Annotated in this window: 14 protein-coding genes; 6 read left to right on the top strand and 8 right to left on the bottom strand. The window is 65.8% G+C overall.

Annotation, left to right across the window (positions count from 1 at the left end; genetic code table 11):
- Positions 1–96: 96 nt before the first annotated feature.
- The 6 genes from accC to I6F20_RS07010 all read right to left on the bottom strand — a co-directional run bounded on the left by accC (position 97) and on the right by I6F20_RS07010 (position 6,106).
- Entirely contained in the window at positions 97–1,455 is a 1,359-nt protein-coding gene (accC, locus tag I6F20_RS07035) for an acetyl-CoA carboxylase biotin carboxylase subunit (protein WP_225125572.1), read from the bottom strand.
- A gap of 82 nt (positions 1,456–1,537) precedes the next feature.
- A complete protein-coding gene (gene accB, locus I6F20_RS07030; RefSeq protein WP_225125571.1) occupies positions 1,538–2,026 on the bottom strand; it encodes an acetyl-CoA carboxylase biotin carboxyl carrier protein in 489 nt (162 codons plus the stop codon).
- Between the two features lie 35 nt (positions 2,027–2,061).
- A complete protein-coding gene (aroQ, locus tag I6F20_RS07025; RefSeq protein ID WP_036022884.1) occupies positions 2,062–2,529 on the bottom strand; it encodes a type II 3-dehydroquinate dehydratase in 468 nt (155 codons plus the stop codon).
- Between the two features lie 226 nt (positions 2,530–2,755).
- Entirely contained in the window at positions 2,756–3,631 is an 876-nt protein-coding gene (locus I6F20_RS07020; RefSeq protein WP_225125570.1) for a DUF1236 domain-containing protein, read from the bottom strand.
- 209 nt (positions 3,632–3,840) lie between these two features.
- The gene (locus tag I6F20_RS07015) at positions 3,841–4,608 is read right to left on the bottom strand and encodes a DsbA family protein (RefSeq protein WP_036022886.1); all 768 of its coding nucleotides are present in this window, start codon (positions 4,606–4,608) and stop codon (positions 3,841–3,843) included.
- 97 nt (positions 4,609–4,705) lie between these two features.
- Entirely contained in the window at positions 4,706–6,106 is a 1,401-nt protein-coding gene (locus tag I6F20_RS07010) for a M48 family metalloprotease (RefSeq protein ID WP_036022887.1), read from the bottom strand.
- A 205-nt stretch (positions 6,107–6,311) separates the two neighbouring features.
- On the opposite strand from I6F20_RS07010, the gene I6F20_RS07005 reads away from it, so the two are divergent.
- Together I6F20_RS07005 and I6F20_RS07000 are read left to right on the top strand one after the other, a co-directional pair.
- A complete protein-coding gene (locus I6F20_RS07005) occupies positions 6,312–7,499 on the top strand; it encodes a pyridoxal phosphate-dependent aminotransferase (RefSeq protein WP_225125568.1) in 1,188 nt (395 codons plus the stop codon).
- A gap of 92 nt (positions 7,500–7,591) precedes the next feature.
- Positions 7,592–8,149, top strand: a complete 558-nt coding sequence (locus tag I6F20_RS07000; RefSeq protein ID WP_225126003.1) for a biotin transporter BioY — start codon at positions 7,592–7,594, stop codon at positions 8,147–8,149.
- A 10-nt stretch (positions 8,150–8,159) separates the two neighbouring features.
- Here the strand turns inward: I6F20_RS07000 and I6F20_RS06995 are convergent, their stop codons facing one another.
- Positions 8,160–9,392, bottom strand: a complete 1,233-nt coding sequence (locus I6F20_RS06995) for an NAD(P)/FAD-dependent oxidoreductase (protein ID WP_225125565.1) — start codon at positions 9,390–9,392, stop codon at positions 8,160–8,162.
- A gap of 66 nt (positions 9,393–9,458) precedes the next feature.
- Positions 9,459–12,566 carry an Rne/Rng family ribonuclease gene (locus I6F20_RS06990; protein WP_225125563.1) on the bottom strand — a complete coding sequence of 1,036 codons (3,108 nt, stop codon included), beginning with the start codon at positions 12,564–12,566 and terminating at the stop codon, positions 9,459–9,461.
- A gap of 705 nt (positions 12,567–13,271) precedes the next feature.
- On the opposite strand from I6F20_RS06990, the gene I6F20_RS06985 reads away from it, so the two are divergent.
- The 4 genes from I6F20_RS06985 to I6F20_RS06970 all read left to right on the top strand — a co-directional run bounded on the left by I6F20_RS06985 (position 13,272) and on the right by I6F20_RS06970 (position 19,419).
- Positions 13,272–14,567 (top strand): N-acetylmuramoyl-L-alanine amidase, encoded by a 1,296-nt coding sequence (locus I6F20_RS06985; protein ID WP_225125561.1) that lies wholly within the window; start codon positions 13,272–13,274, stop codon positions 14,565–14,567.
- A 227-nt stretch (positions 14,568–14,794) separates the two neighbouring features.
- Positions 14,795–17,296 (top strand): penicillin-binding protein 1A, encoded by a 2,502-nt coding sequence (locus I6F20_RS06980; RefSeq protein ID WP_036022896.1) that lies wholly within the window; start codon positions 14,795–14,797, stop codon positions 17,294–17,296.
- Between the two features lie 107 nt (positions 17,297–17,403).
- Positions 17,404–18,535, top strand: a protein-coding gene (gene prfB, locus I6F20_RS06975) for a peptide chain release factor 2 (RefSeq protein ID WP_225125559.1) whose coding sequence is annotated in 2 segments (ribosomal slippage) — positions 17,404–17,472 and positions 17,474–18,535 — 1,131 coding nt in all. Because the reading frame shifts where the segments join, the coding sequence is not laid out codon by codon here.
- Positions 18,436–19,419 carry an NAD(P)-dependent oxidoreductase gene (locus I6F20_RS06970; protein ID WP_346275745.1) on the top strand — a complete coding sequence of 328 codons (984 nt, stop codon included), beginning with the start codon at positions 18,436–18,438 and terminating at the stop codon, positions 19,417–19,419. The genes prfB and I6F20_RS06970 overlap by 100 nt, the downstream gene beginning before the upstream one ends.
- The last annotated feature ends 86 nt before the right edge of the window (positions 19,420–19,505 follow it).

Here is a 19,505-nt window from a genome sequence, read left to right as displayed (position 1 = left end):
CTGTCTGCAGGCAATGGAGTTCAAAACGCCCCCTTGGAACTGGCCCCAACCTTCCAGAACGCGATTGGAGGCAAGGGGTTCCATGAGAGGACGTGATTATCGCGGCGCTGGTTCCACCTTGCCGGCCAGGTACTGCTCCAGCCAGTGGATGTGGTAGTCGCCGTTGATGATGTCGGCTTCGCGCACCAGCGCGCGGAACAGCGGCAGCGTGGTCTCGATGCCCTCGACCACCATCTCGTCCAAGGCGCGGCGCAGCCGCATCAGGCATTCGGCGCGGGTCTTGCCGTGCACGATCAGCTTGCCAACGAGGGAGTCGTAATAGGGCGGGATCGTGTAGCCCTGGTAGACGGCGGAATCGATCCGCACCCCGAGGCCGCCGGGCGGATGATATTGCAGGATCCGGCCGGGCGAGGGGCGGAAGGTCTGCGGATTCTCAGCGTTGATGCGGCACTCGATCGCATGGCCGATGACCTGGACCTCGTCCTGCCTGGCCGGCAGGTCGCCGCCGGCGGCGATGCGGATCTGCTCCAGCACGAGGTCGATGTCGGTGATGCTCTCGGTGACGGGATGCTCCACCTGGATGCGGGTGTTCATCTCGATGAAGTAGAACTCGCCGTCCTCGAACAGGAATTCGATGGTGCCGACACCGAGATATTTCATCTCGCGCATCGCTTTCGCGCAGGTCTCGCCGATCTTGGCGCGCGCGGCGGCAGCAAGCACGGGCGAGGGGCCTTCCTCCCAGACCTTCTGGTGGCGGCGCTGCAGCGAGCAGTCGCGCTCGCCGAGATGGATCGCGCCGCCGCGGCCGTCGCCGAGGATCTGGATCTCGATGTGGCGCGGCTTCTGCAGGTATTTTTCCAGATAGACGGAAGCATCGCCAAAGGCGGATTTGGCCTCGTTGGCCGCCGTCGACAGCGCCAGCTGCAGGTCGGCCTCGCTGTGCGCGACCTTCATGCCGCGGCCGCCGCCGCCCGCCGCCGCCTTCACCAGCACGGGGAAGCCGATCTTCCTGGCGATCGCCGTCGCATCGTCGTCGGGACCGACGGCGCCGTCCGAGCCGGGCACCACGGGGATGCCGAGGCGCTTGGCGGTCTTCTTGGCCTCGATCTTGTCGCCCATCAGGCGGATGTGCTCGGCCTTGGGGCCGATGAAGTGCAGATTGTGCTCGGCGAGGATTTCCGCAAAGCGCGCGTTCTCGGAGAGGAAGCCGTAACCGGGATGCACGGCATCGGCGCCGGTGATCTCGCACGCCGCGAGCAGGGCGGGCACGTTGAGATAGCTGTCCTTGGACGCCGGCGGCCCGATGCAGACGCTCTCGTCCGACAGCCGCACATGCATGGCATCGGCATCGGCGGTGGAGTGCACGGCGACGGTGGCGATCCCGAGCTCCTTGCAGGCCCTGAGGATGCGAAGGGCGATCTCGCCGCGGTTGGCTATGAGGATCTTGTCGAACATGTTGTCCTGCAGCGAATGGCGAGTGGCGAATGGCGAGTAGGGAAGGCTGACGCCATTCGCTATTCGCTATTCCCCATTCGCGTCACTCAATGATCACCAGCGGCTCGCCGTACTCGACCGGCTGGCCGTCCTCGACCAGGATCTGCGTCACCGTGCCGGCGCGCGGCGAGGGGATCTGGTTCATCGTCTTCATGGCTTCGATGATCAGCAGGGTCTGGCCGACCGAGACCTTGGTGCCGACGTCGATGAACGGCTTTGCGCCCGGCTCCGGCGCCCAATAGGCCGTGCCGACCATCGGCGAGGTCACGGCGCCGGGATGCTTCGACAGATCGGCCGCGGCAGGGGCCGCGGGGCTTGCTGCCAGCGGCAGGACGGCCGGAGGAGCCGTCACCTGCATCGGCATGGTCGCGGCAACGCTGATGTTGCGGGCGACGCGCAGGCGCAGACCCGCCCGCTCGATCTCGATCTCGGTGAGGCTGGTCTCATCGAGCAGAAGTGCCAGCTCGCGGACGAGCGCGGAATCCTCGCTGGAAAACTTTGCGGCTGCTTTGTCGTCTGGCTGGCGCGCCATGTTGTTTGATCCGAATGTTCTGTTGGAAGGGAGCGTCAGGCGTTGGGCTTGATGCCGAGCTTGGCGGCAAGGCCCTGGATGGCGAGGCGGTAGCCCTCGATGCCGAAACCGCAGAGCGAGGCGAAAGCCGCGCGCGCGGTGTAGGAATGGTGACGAAAACTCTCACGGGCGTGGATGTTGGTCACGTGCACCTCGACCGTCGGAATCTGCACCGCGAGCAGCGCATCGTGCAGTGCGATCGAGGTGTGGGAATAGCCGCCGGCATTGATGATGATGCCCTTCATCTTGCGCGCATGCGCCTCGTGGATGAAATCGATCAACTCGCCTTCGCGGTTGGATTGCCGGCAGTCCGCCTTCAGGCCGAACGTCGCGGCCGTGTCCCGGCACAGCGCCTCGACGTCGGCCAGCGTCGCATGGCCATACTTGTCGGGCTCGCGGGTCCCCAGCATGTTGAGGTTCGGCCCGTTCAGGACGAGGATCGTGTCGGTTGCAGGTTCGGCCATTCCAATCCCGGAAGAGGTGTTTCGGCGTGGCGGGGGTTATAGGTAACAAAGCGCGTGAGGGGAAGCCTTGAAGGGCCTCAGCGGCGGGTTCAACCGCCTCATCCAGTGCGCAAAAACCTGTGCGGAAACCACGGAAATTGCTTGTTAACCAGTCCGAAGCATGGCTGCCCGGCGCATGCAAAGGGGCGGGCATCGCTGCCCGCCCCTGAGATTGCCCGTGTCCGCCTTAGACGTTCAGGACGGCCACGATCTCGTAGGTGTCCGGATCGATGATGACGATCTCTTCCCGGACCAGGACGTACTTGTAGCTCCGCCATTCCGGATAGATCGACACGACCCGAGACGGCAGGGCGTGAAGGGTGATGCCCTCCCGCGGAATGCGGGTGCCGACCGAGATCGAGAAGTTCACGTTGGTCACCGGAGCCACGCGCTGCTCGCGGATCACGGACGTGATCTGCGTGCGCTGCTCAGTCGAAAGCTTGGCAGCGGCGCCGGCCTGGCCGACCGTGGTCGAGCTCTGGCCCTGCGCGTTCTGGGTCGAGCTGGTGCCAGTCTGACCCTGCACGTTCTGGTTGGTGCTGGTGCCGGTCTGGCCCTGAGCATTCTGGTTGGTGCTCGTGCCGGTGCCCTGTCGGGTCTCGGTGGTCGAGGTGCCGCCCTTGCTGCCCTCAGCCTTCATGTCCTTCTGGTCCTTAGCACCGGACTTGCTGGTGTCCTGGCTCATGCTCTTGGACTTGTCCTGCTGGGACTTGTCCATCTGGCCCTGCGCGCGATCATCGGTGCGCTGGCCCTTGGTGGTACCAGACTTGTCCTCGGCCGCGTTCTTGTTCATCGCGCCGCCCGAGGGGCGCTCGTCCTTCATCGCGCCGGACTTGTCTTCGGACTTCATCGTCCCGGAGCCGCCGGCCTGGCCAACGGTCCCCTTGTCCTGGCTCATCGAGCCACCGCGCTCAGCAGCGCCGCCGGAAGGCTGCGAATGCTGCGTCTGCGCGCCACCGGCGCCGCCGCCGCTGTCGCGGCCCATATTGCCCTGCGCGTTCGCGAGGCCAGTGCCCGCGACGAGCGCGACTGCGGCAACCGAAATCATAAAGCGGTTCAACATCGAAATTCTCCTCACGTGTTCATTCGCGTCATTGCCCGCGCCGACAACGAAAGGGGATTTGAGTTGTTCCGGAACTTCGACTGTTCCGCGGCTTTTGTTTGTTGAACGCCAGATGAATGACTTTGCACGAAGGCGCCAACGTTCAGCGCAAGAAAAAAGGCCGGCATGTCTGCCGGCCTTTTCTGTTCTCGCTGTCGCGAAACGTGTGATCAGCAAGTCGCCTTGCCGCAACGGGCAATGCCGATCTTCTCCTTCAGGCTTTCAACACCGACGGCGCCGATCACGATCTGCTTGCCGATCACGTAGCTCGGCGTACCGTTCATGCCCATCGCTTCGGCGAGCTTGAAATTCTCCTCGAGGGTGGCGCGCACCTCGGGGCTGGCGATGTCCTTCTCGATGCGAGCCGTGTCGAGACCGGCTTCCTTGGCGGCTTGCATCGCGCGGGCCTTGTCGGCGGCGCCGCGGCCGCTGAGCAGCTTCTGATGGAAGTCGAGATATTTCTTGCCGGAGGGATCCTGCATGCGCACGGCGACCCCGACCTGCGCCGCTTCCACCGAGCCCTGGCTCAGCACCGGAAATTCCTTCAGCACCACCTTCAGCTTCGGATCGCCCTTCATGATGGTCAGCATGTCGTCCATCGCGCGCTTGCAATAGCCGCAATTGTAGTCGAAGAACTCGACGAAGGTGACGTCGCCGTCCCTGTTGCCGAGCACGACCTGGCGCGGCGAGTTGAAGATCGCCTCGGCGTTCTGCGCGATGCTGGCTTGGTGCTTCTGCGTTTCGGCCGCGGCCTGGCGCTTGCTGAGCTCGGCCATGGCCTCCTCGAGCACCTCGGGATGGCTGACGAGATAGTTCTTGATGATCTTCTCGATCTCGGTGCGCTGGCTGTCGGAGAAACTGTCGGCCGAGGCGGGCACGGCTGCGCCGAACATGGCGAGCGCGAACAGGGCAGGAGCGAGCAGGCGCAGCGAAGGCATAGTCAAATCCTCTTATCCAAAGCGGGTTTCGAGAAACGTCCCGGCGGATTCAAGCCCGGTGTCGTGACGTCGTGGTCGGGCGTCGTTCGAGTTTGCGTCAGTTGCGCGGCGGCTTCGCCGCCACGATGTCGTCGGCCTTGACCCATCCGGGGGTGCCGACGGCGAAACGTGTTTTCGCGCGCGTGGCAAGCTCGCGGGCGGTTTTGTTGTCGCCGCGCAAATATGCGGCCTGGGCCGAGGCGAGATCTGCCTCCGCATAATCTCCCTTCCGGCCATAGGCCATCGCGAGCTGGGTATAACCGAGCGCCGCCTCGGGCTCCCGGGCCACCGCGGCGCGGAGAATCCGAACGGCATCGTCGGTGTAGGCCTTATTATCGGTTCCGACCAGAGCCTGCCCAAGTAACATCTCGATGAGGGGGGCGTTGTTCGAGAGGGCGACGGCCTTACGCAAGGGAGCGATCGCTTCGGCCGCCTTGCCGCTTTCCAGGAGCGCCTGGCCGCGCACCTCGTAGAAATACGGGTTGTTCGGCTGCACCTGGATCAGCGCGTCGATCTGGGCGAGCGCGCTGCGCAGATCACCGTGCAAATAGGTGCTGATGGCGCGGGCATAGCGCGCCGGCAGGCTGTCGTTGGTCTGGGGATAGCGGCGGTAGACCGTCTCCGGCCGTTCCATGAAGGCGGAGATCTTGGCGCGGACCATGTCGTGCCGAAGCTGGAGCGCGGGATCGTCCTTCTTGTTCCAGTAGGGGCTGGAGCTTGCGAACTCCTGTAGCGCGGCGACGCGCTCGGCCGGCATCGGATGCGACTGCAGGTAGGGATCGGCACCGCGCGCGGCGAACAGGCTCTCGCTGGTGAAGCGCTTGAACGTCTCGTACATGCCCTTGGGCGATTGCTGGGTCGCAGCCAGGAATTTCACGCCGGCGCGGTCAGCATTCTCCTCCTGCTGGCGCTGGTAGGACAGCAGCGTGCGGCGGATCACCTCCTGCGGAGCGGCGATGGCGGCCGCGCCAGCATTGGCGAGCCCGTTGTTGCCTACGCTGCTGCGCTGCGTGCTGCCGGCCGCAATCGCGCCGGCGCCGAGCAGCATCGCGATGATCATCTGGGTCTGGGCGGCGGCGAGCTGCTCGCGCAGCTTGGACAGATGGCCGCCCGCCAGGTGTCCGGTCTCGTGCGCGAGCACGCCGATGATCTGGTTCGGCGTCTCCGATTGCAGGATCGCGCCCCAATTGACGAAGATGCGGCGGCCATCCGCGACGAAGGCGTTGAACGAGCCGTCGTTGATGATCACCATCTGGATGTTGTGCTTCTCCAGACCCGCAACGCGCAGGATCGGACGCGTGTATTCGCGCAGCAGCTGCTCGGTCTCGGTGTCGCGCAGGACCGGCGGCCCCTTGGCCTGCGCGCGCGCGGCCGAGAACGGCGTCAGCGCGATCGCCGTGGCCGTGACGAGGGCGGTGAGGGCGGAGGCCTTCTTGCGCAATGCGATCTGGAGCGACATCAAGCGGTCTTGGTCAAAAGGGGCTCGGTCAAGTGGTCTTGGTCAAGCAGTTCAGTGATTGGTTTTGGCGATTGGCGGCGGACCGGATACGCGATATGCCCTTGTGAGCGGTGCCCTTATGAGCCGTACAATGCGGCCAGTCTGGGGCACAAGCGCCCCGTTTACGGACCGGACGGACCGGTTCGCCAGCCAATAGCAGAAATCGATGCACGACGCGACATTGAGGAACCGGTTGGGGCAGTGGCTCGAGCCCTCCCGCCGCAGCGATGTTCCCCCGTTCATGGTGATGGATGTCATGGCCGCGGCGGCCCGAATCGAGGCCGCCGGCGGTCATGTGATCCATATGGAGGTCGGCCAGCCTGCGGCCGGCGCGCCCAGGACCGCGATCGCGGCCGCCCATGCGGCGCTCGAGGCCGGACGAATCGACTATACGTCCGCGCTCGGCATCCCTTCCTTGCGCGCGCGCATCGCGCGCCATTATCGCGACGCCTATGGCTGCGATGTCAGCCCCGAGCGGATCGTGGTGACGACGGGCTCGTCGGGCGGCTTCATCTTGGCCTTTCTGTCGATGTTCGAACCTGGCGATCGCGTCGCCGTGACGGTGCCGGGCTATCCGCCATATCGACATATTCTGACCGCGCTCGGCTGCGAGCCGGTGCTGATCGAGACCACGAACGAAACGCGTCACGCGCTCACCGGCGAGGCCCTGCTCGCAGCGCATCGCAAGGCGCCGCTGAAGGGTGTTCTGGTCGGCAGCCCCGCCAATCCGACGGGCACGATGATGTCCCGTGAAGCGCTCGCCGGCCTGATCGCGGCCGCAGAAGACGCCGGCATCCGCTTCATCTCCGATGAGATCTATCACGGGCTCGATTACGCGTTTCCGGCCGTGACAGCGGCTGCGCTGTCCGAGCACGCGCTCGTGATCAATTCGTTCTCGAAGTATTTTTGCATGACCGGTTGGCGCATCGGCTGGATGGTGGTGCCCGAGATCCTGGTGCGGCCGATCGAGCGGCTGCAGCAGAACCTCTCGATCTCGGTGCCGGCGCTGTCGCAGATCGCGGCGGAGGCTGCCTTCGACGGCACGGCCGAGATGGAGGAGATCAAGCACGGCTACCAGGAAAACCGGCGCGTCCTGATCGATGGTTTGCCCAAGGCGGGACTGACGAAATTCCTGCCGGCCGACGGCGCCTTCTATCTCTATGCAGACGTCTCGGACTTCACCGCCGACAGTTTCGAATTCGCAAAGCAGATGCTGGAGCAGGCGCGCGTGGCGGCAACGCCCGGCCTTGATTTCGATCCCATCCATGGCCGCTCGTTCATTCGTTTCTCCTATGCGCGCTCGCCAGGGGAGATGCGTGAGGCAGTTGACCGGATTGCTGAGTGGCTTAAATAACTGCGCCAGTTTTCTTCAGCCTTCCGGAGTTCAGCTTGTCAGACCGTTCCGTCCCGTCCGCCGCTACGCCACATTCTTCTCTCGCCGCATTGATGTGGCCGACGCGACCGGGCGAAGCCGTCGGCGCGCTGCGTGCCGTCGTGCTGGTCGCGCTCGGCACGGCGTTGATGGCGCTGTCGGCAAAGGTGAATCTGCCGCTGCCTTACGTGCCCATGACGTTGCAGACGTTGGTGGTGCTGATGATCGGCGCCGCCTATGGCTGGCGCCTCGGCAGCGCGACCATGATCGCTTACCTCGCCGAGGGCGCGATCGGGCTTCCGGTGTTCGCCGGCCCCGTGGGTGGGATCGCGCCGCTGGTCGGCCCGACCGCGGGCTATCTGTTCGGTTTCGTGCTGGCTGCGTTCGCGACCGGTTGGCTCGCCGAGCGCGGCTGGGATCGCAGCGTCATGCTGCTATTTGCGGCGATGGCTGTTGGCCACATCGTCATTCTCGCGGCCGGATTCGGCTGGCTGGCATTCGGCCTTGGTCTCGGCGCCGCCAAGGCCTGGCAGGTCGGCATCATGCCGTTCATTGCGGCCTCGCTGGTCAAGAATGCGCTCGGCGCGACCCTGATTCCGGCGGCGCGCCGGATTGTCGAGCGTCGCGGATAGGACGCGCTCGCTAAAATCGCTCGGGCCGGTACGGCGTGGGATCGACCGCGGGCGTTTCGCCGCTCATCATCTCCGCGAGCAGGCGTCCGGTCGCAGGGCCCAGCGTGAAGCCCTGGTGGCCGTGGCCGAAATTCATCCACAGGCCGGGGTGGCGCGGGGCCGGGCCGAGCACCGGGAGCATATCGGGCGTGCAGGGCCTCGTTCCGAACCATGGATCCGGCTCGACCCGCTTGCCGAGGTCGATCAGCTCGCGCGCCGAGGCTTCGGCGCTGGCGAGCTGCACCGGGGTTGCGAGCGCGTCCGCGCCCGTCAATTCCGCGCCGGTGGTGATGCGGATGCCCTTGGCCATCGGCCCCATGGCGTAGCCACGGGCCTTGTCGACCAGCGGCAGGTCGAGCGAAGCGCCGCCGCTGTAATGCATGTGGTAGCCGCGCTTGCGCACCAGCGGGATGCGATAGCCGAATTTGTACAATAAATCGGGCGACCACGGCCCGAGCGTCACGACGGCGTGGGCAGCGTCGATGCGGCCCTGGTCGGTGTCCACCGACCAGCCGGTCGCGGTCTGCTGCAGCGACTGCGCATCACCGAGCACGATCCTGCCGCCGAGCCGCGCGAACAACTCGGCATAGGCCGTGACCAGCGCGCCGGGATCGGACACGGTCCAGGTGTCGAGCCAGTGGATCGCTCCCGGGAGATCATCGCGCAGGATCGGCTCGGCCCTGGCAAGCTCGCTGCCCGACAGCACGCGGTAGTTCACGCCAAATTCGCGCTGATCTTCCTCGGCAGCCTTGACCGACAGATCCAACGAAGCGGCATCGCGAAACAGCGCTCGGTAGCCGGCGCGGCGGATGAGATTGTCGGCATGCGCCTCGCGGATCAGGATGTCGTGCTCGGCCGTTGCGTAGGCGATCAGCCGTGCCCACGCCTCGATCGCCTCGCGATGTCGCTTCGGCGCCGAATGCCACCAATAGCGGAGCAGGGGCTCGATGTGGAGATGCAGCGAGGAGAGGCTGTAGCGCACGTCGTTGGTGCGGCCGGTCGCGATCTTCAAAAGCGAAGCGAGGTCGCGCGGCATCGGATAGGGGCGTACCGCTTCGGCCTGGATCATCCCCGCGTTGCCGTAGCTGGTCTCGCGGCCCGGCTCCCTGCGATCGATCAGCGTCACCCACCAGCCGCGCCGCTGCAGATGCAGCGCGGCGCCGACGCCCACCATGCCGCCGCCGAGAATGATCGCGCTTTGCATCGCAACTGACCTCATCAAATCAAAACCGCCCGGTTGGGCCGGGCGGTTTCAATTCCATTTGTCCCTTTACTCGCCGCCGCCGAAACGGCGTGACCACCAGCCGGCACGACGTGGGGCGGCCGGGGTTTCGCTTGCCGCCTCCGGCGCGGGCTCAGGTGCCGGCGCGGGTGCAGCAACCGGCTCGGTCGCCTCCGCCGCCGGCGTTGCGGGCTCCGCCTGGCTGTTCGCCAGGAAGCTCACCTTTTCGCGCACGGTGGAGCGGCGCCGCGCGGCCCTGTCGCCGGCTGACTCTTCGTCCGGCGTTGCGGTCGTCGCGGCGGGAGCGGGCTCCGGCTGGGCCGGCGCCTCGGTTCGGATCTCGGCGTGCGGCTCAGGCTCCGCAACTTGCGGCTCGCCGGTCGGCTCGGCCTGCGCGATCGAAGGCGAAGCCTGGCTGCCGAGGCCGTCGAAATCGGCCACTGCATCGGCAGCTTCCGGCGGCGGGTTGGTGCCGAGCTCGTCGCTGATGGAGCCAGCAAGACCTTCCTCGCCGCCACCGCGACGGCGGCGACCGCCGCGGCGGCCACGCCGACGCCGGCGATCACCGCTGCCCTGCTGTTCGCCACGGGCGGCCTGTTCCTCGCCTTCCTCACCGTCCTGCTCGGACTCGGTCTCCTCCTCGCTTTCGCCGGCGATCATCGCGGGCTCAGGCACGGTCGGCGCCGTATCCTCGCGCAACTCTCCTTCGCGCTGGCCGCCGCGGCCGCGCCGGCGGCGCCGGCGCTTGCGGCGCTGGCCGTCCTGCTCCGAGGCTGCCTCGCCGCCAGCCTGCTCGTCGGCAAGGCCTTCGGTCTCGTCGGTTTCGACCTCGGATTCCGTCTCCAGGTCGAAGACGTCCTCGTCGTCATAGGCCTCTTCGGCCGGTGGCGGCGGGCTCGCAGCGGCTTGCGCAACGAGCAGCGCCTTGGCGGCTTCGAGCGTATGCACCTGCTCGCCGCGGTCGATCACATAGGCCTGCGGACCGCTGACGCCGGGATCGGCGATCACCGACAGCGTGACCTTGAAGCCGTTCTCGAGATCGCGCAGATGGCCGCGCTTGTGGTTCAGCACATAGAGCGCGACGTCGGTGCGGGTGCGGACCACGAGATTGTGGGTGGCGCCCTTCATCAGGATCTCTTCGAGGCCGCGCAGGAGCTGCAGCGCCACCGAGGACACCGAGCGGACGTGGCCGGTGCCGCCGCAATGCGGGCACGGATCGGTCGAAGATTCCAGCACGCTGGCGCGGATGCGCTGGCGCGACATCTCGAGCAGGCCGAAATGCGAGATGCGGCCGACCTGGATGCGCGCGCGATCCTGCCTGAGGCAATCGGACAGCTTGCGCTCGACCGCGCGGTTGTTGCGCTTCTCGTCCATGTCGATGAAATCGATGACGATCAGGCCGGCGAGGTCGCGTAGGCGGAGCTGGCGGGCGACCTCTTCAGCCGCTTCCATGTTGGTCTTGAGCGCGGTGTCCTCGATATGGTGCTCGCGCGTCGATCGTCCCGAGTTGACGTCGATCGAGACCAGCGCCTCGGTCTGGTTGATGACGATGTAGCCGCCGGAGCGCAGCTGCACGGTCGGCGAGAACATCGCATCGAGCTGGCTCTCGACGCCCATGCGCGAGAACAGCGGCTGGCCGTCGCGATATTGCTTCACCGCGCCGACATTGGCGGGCATCAGCATCTTCATGAAGTCGCGGGCCTCGCGGTGGCCGGCTTCGCCGGCGACCAGGATCTCGTCGATCTCCTTGTTGTAGAGGTCGCGCAGCGAGCGCTTGATCAGCGAGCCTTCCTCGTAGACGAGGGTCGGGGCCTGCGATTTCAGCGTGAGGTCGCGCACCGTCTCCCACATCCGGATCAGATATTCGAAGTCGCGCTTGATCTCGGGCTTGGTCCGGGCGGCGCCCGCGGTACGCAGGATGATGCCCATGCCCTCGGGCACGTCGAGGTCCTGCACCACTTCCTTCAGGCGCGAGCGGTCCTGCGCGCTGGTGATCTTGCGGCTGATGCCGCCGCCGCGTGCGGTGTTCGGCATCAGGACGGCGTAGCGGCCGGCGAGCGAGAGGTAGGTCGTCAGCGCCGCGCCCTTGTTGCCGCGCTCTTCCTTGACGACCTGAACCAGCATCACCTGGCGGCGCTTGATGACTTCCTGGATCTTGTACTGGCGGCGCGGGCGGAAGGTGCGCTCCGGCACTTCCTCGAGCACGTCGTCGCCGCCGACGGATTCGACGACTTCCTCTTCGGCATCCTCGCCGTCCTCGTCCTCGTCGTCCTCCTCGGCTGCTTCCCCGGCGTCCGCATGCGGGGCTTCCGTGCTTTCGCCGGCGGTGTAGATGGCCTCGGCCGGCTCGGCGGCCGATGTCACGGCTTCGGCCAGAGGCTCCGCCTGCGCTTCCGCGGCATGAGCTTCTGGAGCGGGAACGTCGAAGGTTGACGCCGGCTGCGGCTCGGCAGCGGTCTCGACCGCGGGCTCGGCGCCGACCGCCGCGACAGGCGCGGGCGTCTCGTCGGCGTGATCATGATCGTGATGATCGCGCTCGTCCTCGCGGCCGTGGGCATCATCGTGAGCGTGATCGTGCTCGTCATCGCGGGCATGACGATGTTCGTCATGATCATGGTCACCATGATCGGGATCGTGGCCCTCGTGCTCGCCATGATGCTCCGTATCGGCGTGCAGATGCTCGCCCTCGGCATGCTCGGGCAGCGCGGCGCCTTCGACCGGCTGAGCGGCGGGATCGGCGCCGGCTTCGAGACCTTCGACGATGTCGCTGCGCACGCGCTCGCCATGACCGCGGCGGCGGGCGTTGCGGTGCCGCGAGCGGCGACGGCCGTGCGAGCGGTTCTCGCTTTCTTCCTCGGCCTCGCGATGGGCCTGTTCCTCGGCCTCGATCAGCGCCTGCCGGTCGGCGACCGGGATCTGGTAATAGTCGGGATGGATTTCGCTGAAGGCGAGAAAGCCGTGGCGATTGCCGCCATATTCGACGAAAGCAGCCTGGAGCGAGGGTTCGACCCTTGTGACCTTGGCGAGGTAGATATTCCCGCGCAGTTGCTTGCGTTGCGCGGTCTCGAAATCAAACTCTTCGACACGATTGCCGCGGACCACGACGACCCGGGTCTCCTCCGGGTGGGTGGCATCGATCAACATCTTGTTGGGCATGTCTTAACTCTTGGCGGCGGCGGACGCGATAAGCCGTGGGCGCGTATCGCGCCGGCGGGTGACGCGACGGTCCACCTGATTCGGGGGTGAGGGGAAGGCCGAAACGCCGTCTCTCGCGCCTTGCCGAACCGGAAGCTTCAGGACCATTGCGACGCACGGGATTGTCACTCCGCAGCGTCGCGAATGCTCCTTCAGATTTCGTCGGCACAGTCTGGCGCATCAAGCGTCGGCCCGTATGAAACACTGGGCGGCGAGGCCGCCCTTCAATCAGTTGCTGCTGGCCAGGCACGGCGCGAGCGCGCTCGCCTTGGGGATCACGAACCGCCCCCTTGGGGTCAAGGGACCGGGTAATGGGTTACGCCGCTGTCAGAACCGTCCCGGCAACATGAGTGGTAGCCCGAGACCGTCCGCCGCCGGGGCTTGACCCGCTCCACCTCGCTGCCGCGCACCGCGCTGGTCATAGAGGGAAGTGGAAAACGCTGGAATTCTCAAACCTTGAGAGTTCCGGCGCTGCACCGGGAGGCTGAATGCGACACAACCGGAAATATCGGCCGTCAGCATTCCGTACATACGAGGAATGAGCCATCCGTGCAAGGGAGCGTCGCACGGCGGTCACAGTCGGCGAGTTTCGCGTTTCCGTCATTAAGGATCGATTAACCCTGTGGTTCTATTGCGTTAAGAGAGCTGCTCGGAGGCACGGAATCGGTGGCGAGCCGCACAAATCGACGGATTTTGCTGGGGGGCGTGTTGCTGTGCACTGCGGCATTGCCCTGTGCTGATTCCGCGCGCCTGATCGCCGCCGAGAGCCGGCTGCAACCTGCTGCCGTTGCGGCGAATTTTCCGGTCGCCTCGGCCGCCCGCCTGGCCGGCGACGGCAAGCAGACCCGCTTCATCCTCGACCTCGACCAGACCGTCACCTTCCGCGCCGTCACGCTGGCCGACCCTTACCGCGTGGTGGTGGACGTGCCGCAGGTCAATTTTCAGCTGCCCGCCGGGACCGGAAGTGGGGGGCGGGGGCTGGTCAAGGCCTTCCGCTACGGGCTCGTCATGCCCGGCGGCTCTCGAATCGTGTTCGACCTGACCGGACCGGCGAAGATCGCCAAATCATACGTGCTGGAGGCGGCCAACGGCCAACCGGCCCGGCTGGTGCTCGAGCTGGAGGAGGTCGACCGCACCGCCTTCGTGTCGTCACGTGCCCCCGAAAACCGTCCCGAGCTGCGGCCCGCGATCGCTGAAGCGCCGCCCGCCACGGTTCCCAGTGCCGCGGCCCCGGATGGCGCGCAGCAGAAGGCCGATACTCGACCGGTGGTGGTGATCGATCCCGGCCATGGCGGCATCGACAACGGGACGCAGTCGAGCGGCGAGAGCGAGAAAAACCTGGTGCTGGCCTTTGGCCTGGCGCTCCGCGACAAGCTGGAAAAAGCCGGCAAGTACCGTGTGGTCATGACGCGGGACGACGACACCTTCGTTCCGCTCAATGACCGCACCAAGATCGCCCGCAATCTCAAGGCGGCCTTGTTCGTCTCGATCCACGCCGATGCGCTGCCGCGGGCGGAAGGGGATGCGCAGGGCGCGACCATCTATACGCTCTCCGACAAGGCGTCCGACGCCGAGGCCCAGCGGCTGGCGGATGCGGAGAACCGCGCCGATGCGATCGCCGGCTTCAACCTCGCGGAGGAGCCGACCGACGTCGCCGACATCCTGATCGACCTCACACAGCGGGAAACCCGCACCTTTTCAAACCGTTTCGCCCGCCATTTGATGAGCGAAATGAAGCAGACGGTGCGGATGCACAAGCATCCCCTGAAATCCGCCGGCTTCCGGGTTCTGAAGGCGCCCGACGTGCCATCGGTGCTGGTCGAGATCGGCTACGTCTCCAACAAGGGCGATCTCGAGCAGCTGGTCTCCGAGGGCTGGCGGTCCCGCGCCGTGGGCTCGATGGCCCAGGCGATCGACGGATTTTTGACCAAGCGGATGGCCACGGCGGGGACGTCGAACTAGCCGGTTTGTTCCTCCCGGCCCGAAGGCCCTAGTTTGGCCACAGCGGACGCTTTATAGAAACCGGTAGAGGGTTCCGGAATCGGCGAGAATCCTGTTCGGCAAGCGTCTTAAGTCCGGCTTCGATGTGATTGCGTAAGCCGGTGAATTCGCGGCGTGAGGTTGGTACCGTTTTGTGTGCCAAAGGGCTGATACTGGGCTGATCCAGAGTTTGAACGGATAAACAGATAATGCGCTTGCTGGTGCGGTTCATGGGCTTCCTGTTCGCCGCGGGAACAGTGGTGTTCCTTGTTGGCGTCGGGGCCGTGGCAGGCCTGATCTGGCATTTCTCCAAGGACTTGCCGGACTACTCTCAGCTTCAGGATTACGAGCCGCCGGTGATGACGCGTGTGCACGCGGTCGACGGTTCGCTGGTCGGCGAATACGCCAAGGAGCGGCGGCTGTATCTGCCGATCCAGGCGGTGCCGAAGCTCGTGATCAACGCCTTCCTCGCGGCCGAGGACAAGAATTTCTACGAGCATGGCGGCATCGACTACACCGGCATGGCTCGCGCAGGCCTGCTCTATCTGCAAAACTACGGCTCCAACCGCCGTCCGCAGGGTGCGTCCACGATCACGCAGCAGGTCGCCAAGAACTTCCTGCTCACCAACGAGGTCTCCTTCTCACGCAAGATCAAGGAAGCCTTGCTGGCGATGCGCATCGAGAAGACCTATTCGAAGGACAAAATCCTCGAACTGTATCTCAACGAGATCTATCTCGGCCTCGGCGCCTACGGCATCGCGGCGGCCTCGCTGGTCTATTTCGACAAGTCGGTGAACGAGCTGACGGTGGCGGAAGCGTCCTATCTGGCGGCGCTGCCGAAGATGCCGGCGACGCTGCATCCGGTCCGCAACCGCGACCGCGCCATCGAGCGCCGCAATTACGTGATCGACCGTCTCGTGGAAAACGGCTGGATCAAGCAGGCCGACGCCGACAAGTCGCGCAAGGAGCCGCTCGCCGTCACCAGCCGTTCCAACGGCGCCCACACCTTTGCCGGCGAATATTTCGCCGAGGAAGTCCGCCGCGACATTTTCGAGCGCTACGGCGAGAAGAAGCTCTACGAGGGTGGCCTGTCGGTTCGCACCACGCTCGATCCGAAGATTCAGGTCATGGCGCGCAAGGCCATGGTCGCCGGCCTCGTGAATTATGACGAGCAGCAGGGTTATCGCGGCGCCATCAGCAAGCTCGACATCTCGGGCGACTGGGGCGTGAAGCTCGCCGAGATCAAGTCGCTGTCCGACATCTCGCCTTGGCGCATGGCGGTGGTGTTGGAGACCAGCGATCAGTCGGCACGGATCGGCTTTCAGCCTGGCCGCGAGCTCGGCGGCGCGGTGAGCAAGCAGCGCGAGACCGGCATCGTCACGGTCGACGGCGTGCGCTGGGCGCGGGCGCTGCAGGGCGGCACGAGAGGCAAGACGCCGACAGCGGTGTCGCAGGTGCTCCAGCCCGGCGACGTCATCTATGCCGATCCCCTCTATAAGGACGGCCACCCCGTCGAGGGCCAGTACCGGCTTCGCCAGATTCCGGAAGTCTCCGGCGCGATGGTGGCGATGGATCCCTGGACCGGCCGCGTGCTCGCGATGGTCGGCGGTTTCTCGTTCGACCAGAGCCAGTTCAATCGCGCCACGCAGGCCTACCGGCAGCCCGGTTCGTCGTTCAAGCCGATCGTCTATTCGGCCGCGCTCGACAACGGCTACACGCCCTCGACCGTCGTGCTCGACGCGCCCATCGAGATCGACCAGGGGCAGGGCGCCGGCGTGTGGCGGCCTGAAAACTTCTCCTCGGGCAAGTTCCAGGGACCGGTGACGCTGCGCAATGCGCTGCGGCAATCGCTCAACACCGTGACGGTGCGCCTCGCGCAGGACATCGGCATGCCCCTGATCGGCGAATATTCCCGCCGCTTCGGCGTCTATGACGAACTGCCGAACTATCTCTCCTACGCGCTCGGCGCCGGCGAGACCACGGCGATGCGCATGGTCACGGCGTACTCGATGCTCGCCAATGGCGGCCGCCGCGTGAAGCCGACGCTGATCGACCGCATCCAGGACCGTTACGGCCGCACCATCTTCAAGCACGACCAGCGCGAATGCCGCGGCTGCGACGCGCCGGGCGGCTGGAAGAACCAGCCCGAGCCGCAGCTGATCGACCGCCGCGAGCAGGTGCTGGATTCCATGACCGCCTATCAGATCACCGAGCTGATGGAGGGTGTGGTGCAGTCCGGTACGGCCACGGTGATCAAGGAGGTCGGCAAGCCCGTCGCCGGCAAGACCGGCACCACCAACGAGGCCAAGGACGCCTGGTTCGTCGGCTTCTCGCCGGACATCGCAGTCGCAGTTTACATGGGCTACGACAAGCCTCGTCCGCTCGGTAAGGGCAATGCCGCGACCGGCGGTCATCTCGCTGCTCCGATCGTGCGTGACTTCCTCAAGCTCGCGCTCGCCGACAAGCCCGCGGTCCCGTTCAAGGTGCCCGCCGGCATCAAGCTCGTTCGCGTCGTCGCCAAGACCGGCATGCGCGCCGGCCCCGGCGAGACCGGCGGAACCATCCTCGAAGCCTTCAAGCCCGGCACGGCGCCGCCGGACAATTATTCGGTCATCGGCGTTGCCGACGCCGACGGGCGCGGCATGCCGGTGCAGCAGCAGCAGCCGGATTCCGGCTTCCTCTTCCGGCCGGGCACTGGCGGGTTGTGGTAGGCCGCGGATAAGGCCGGCGATCACGGTTTGGGCGGTTGCGCTTTGCGGCCGCCGCCGCTACATCCCCTCTCGAACTGCACGCGGGATTCCGCAAGACAGAGAACAACATGCGCGCCGAAATCGAACGGTTGGTAGAAGAGATCAAGCAGTCAGTCGGGCTGCTGAGGAGGCATCTTTGACGTCGAGAAATCGACGGCGCGCCTCGCTGAGCTGAACAAGCTCGCAGAAGATCCCAATCTCTGGAACGACCCTCAGAAAGCCCAGAAGCTGATGCAGGAGCGCACCTCGCTTGAGGATGCGCTCTCAGGCATCGGCAAGGTCGAGCAGGAGCTCGAAGACGACATCGGCATGATCGAGCTCGGCGAGGCCGAGGGCGATGACGGCGTCGTCGCCGAAGCCGAAGCTGCGCTGAAGAACCTCAAGAAGGAAGTGGCGCGGCGCGAGCTCGAGGCACTGCTCTCGGGCGAAGCCGACCGCTTCGATTCCTATCTCGAAGTCCATGCCGGCGCCGGCGGCACCGAGAGCCAGGACTGGGCGCAGATGCTCCTGCGCATGTACACGCGCTGGGCCGAAACCCACGGCTTCAAGGTCGAGTATCTCGAAGAGTCCGAGGGCGAAGAGGCCGGCATCAAGTCGGCGACCATCCAGGTCTCCGGTCACAACGCCTACGGCTGGCTGAAGACTGAAGCCGGCGTGCATCGGCTGGTGCGCATCTCGCCATTCGATTCCAACGCGCGGCGGCACACCTCGTTCTCGAGCGTCCAGGTGTTCCCCGTCATCGACGACAGCATCAAGATCGACATCAAGGAATCCGATGTCCGCACCGACACCATGCGTTCGGGCGGTGCCGGCGGTCAGCACGTCAACAAGACCGAATCCGCGGTGCGCCTGACGCATATCCCGACCGGCGTCGCCGTGGTCTGCCAGGCCGGCCGCTCCCAGCACAAGAACCGGGCGCAGGCCTGGGACATGCTGCGCGCGCGTCTCTACGAGATCGAACTGAAGAAGCGCGAGGAGAAGGCCGCTGCCGACCAGGCTGCCAAGACCGACATCGGCTGGGGCCACCAGATCCGCTCCTACGTGCTGCAGCCCTATCAGATGGTGAAGGATTTGCGCACAGGCGTGCAGACTTCCGACACATCGGGCGTGCTCAATGGCGAGCTCGACGAGTTCATGGCGGCGACGCTGGCGCAGCGCGCCTTCGGCACCACGACCGGCGACATCGAGGACGTGGACTAGCCATGCCCCGCATCGCCTTCATCGGGCTTGGGCGGATGGGCCATGGCATGGCCGGCCGCTACCTCGATGCCGGCTTCACGGTGACGGTCTGGAATCGCAGCAAGGCAAAGGCCGAGGACCTGATCGCGCGCGGCGCGATTTGGGCGACCTCGCCGGAGGACGCCGCGATCGATGCCGACGCGGTCGTGACCATGGTCGCCGACGACGAGGCCTCGCGCGCGGTCTGGCTCGGGCCTGACGGCGCCGCCAAGACGGCGAAGGCCGGCACCATCGCGATCGAATGCTCCACCGTCTCCTATGACCATTCCCGCGAGATGGGCCGCGAGCTCAACGCGCGCGGGCTGATCTACATCGATTGCCCCGTGACGGGATTGCCGGACGCGGCGGCGGCCGGGAAGTTGACGCTCTTGGTTGGCGCCGACGCGGCCGATCTCGAGCGCGCGCGGCCCTATCTGACGCCGATCGGCTCGACCATCCGCCATTTCGGCGCGGTCGGCTCCGGCACGGTCTACAAGCTGATCAACAATCTCATGGGCGCGATCCAGATCGCCGGCCTCGCCGAGGGCCTTGCGATTGCCGAGCAGGCCGGGCTCGACATGAACCTGGTGCTGGAATCGATCCAGGCAGGCGTCGCGGCAAGCCCGCAGGTAGCGCGTCACTCCAAGCGCATGGTCGCCCGCGATTTCAGCGGCGCGACCTTCACCGCAGCGCTGCGGCACAAGGATGCCGCCTACGCCGTGAAGCTCGCCGAGAGCCTGCTCGAGGGCAAGCCGCTGGTCGCGCGCGCCGCGGTCGAGGCGTACGCGCAGGCGAAAGCGGTGATGCCGGACGATGATGAAGGCAGGATGATCGAGCTGGTGTCGCGGCCGAAGAAGCCATCCTAGTCAAACCGCGCTAACCGGTGCCCCTCAGTCACTCCATTCGCGCCGAGTATCGGTTTGTAAACCGGGACCTCGTCAGAAATCGGGTG

The organism is Bradyrhizobium sp. IC3123 (assembly GCF_020193625.1).
In the GTDB taxonomy this organism is placed as follows: Bacteria; Pseudomonadota; Alphaproteobacteria; order Rhizobiales; family Xanthobacteraceae; genus Bradyrhizobium; species Bradyrhizobium yuanmingense.
Note: the sequence above shows the minus strand (reverse complement) of the source record. Positions and strands in the feature narration are given on the sequence as shown.

Coding starts and splice junctions, on each gene's coding strand:
- accC (WP_225125572.1), bottom strand. CDS start 1,455: ATGTTCGACAAGATCCTCATAGCCAACCGCGGCGAGATCGCCCTTCGC.
- I6F20_RS06995 (WP_225125565.1), bottom strand. CDS start 9,392: ATGCAAAGCGCGATCATTCTCGGCGGCGGCATGGTGGGCGTCGGCGCC.
- I6F20_RS07000 (WP_225126003.1), top strand. CDS start 7,592: ATGTGGCCGACGCGACCGGGCGAAGCCGTCGGCGCGCTGCGTGCCGTC.
- aroQ (WP_036022884.1), bottom strand. CDS start 2,529: ATGGCCGAACCTGCAACCGACACGATCCTCGTCCTGAACGGGCCGAAC.
- I6F20_RS06990 (WP_225125563.1), bottom strand. CDS start 12,566: ATGCCCAACAAGATGTTGATCGATGCCACCCACCCGGAGGAGACCCGG.
- I6F20_RS07010 (WP_036022887.1), bottom strand. CDS start 6,106: ATGTCGCTCCAGATCGCATTGCGCAAGAAGGCCTCCGCCCTCACCGCC.
- I6F20_RS07005 (WP_225125568.1), top strand. CDS start 6,312: ATGCACGACGCGACATTGAGGAACCGGTTGGGGCAGTGGCTCGAGCCC.
- accB (WP_225125571.1), bottom strand. CDS start 2,026: ATGGCGCGCCAGCCAGACGACAAAGCAGCCGCAAAGTTTTCCAGCGAG.
- I6F20_RS06980 (WP_036022896.1), top strand. CDS start 14,795: ATGCGCTTGCTGGTGCGGTTCATGGGCTTCCTGTTCGCCGCGGGAACA.
- I6F20_RS07020 (WP_225125570.1), bottom strand. CDS start 3,631: ATGTTGAACCGCTTTATGATTTCGGTTGCCGCAGTCGCGCTCGTCGCG.
- I6F20_RS07015 (WP_036022886.1), bottom strand. CDS start 4,608: ATGCCTTCGCTGCGCCTGCTCGCTCCTGCCCTGTTCGCGCTCGCCATG.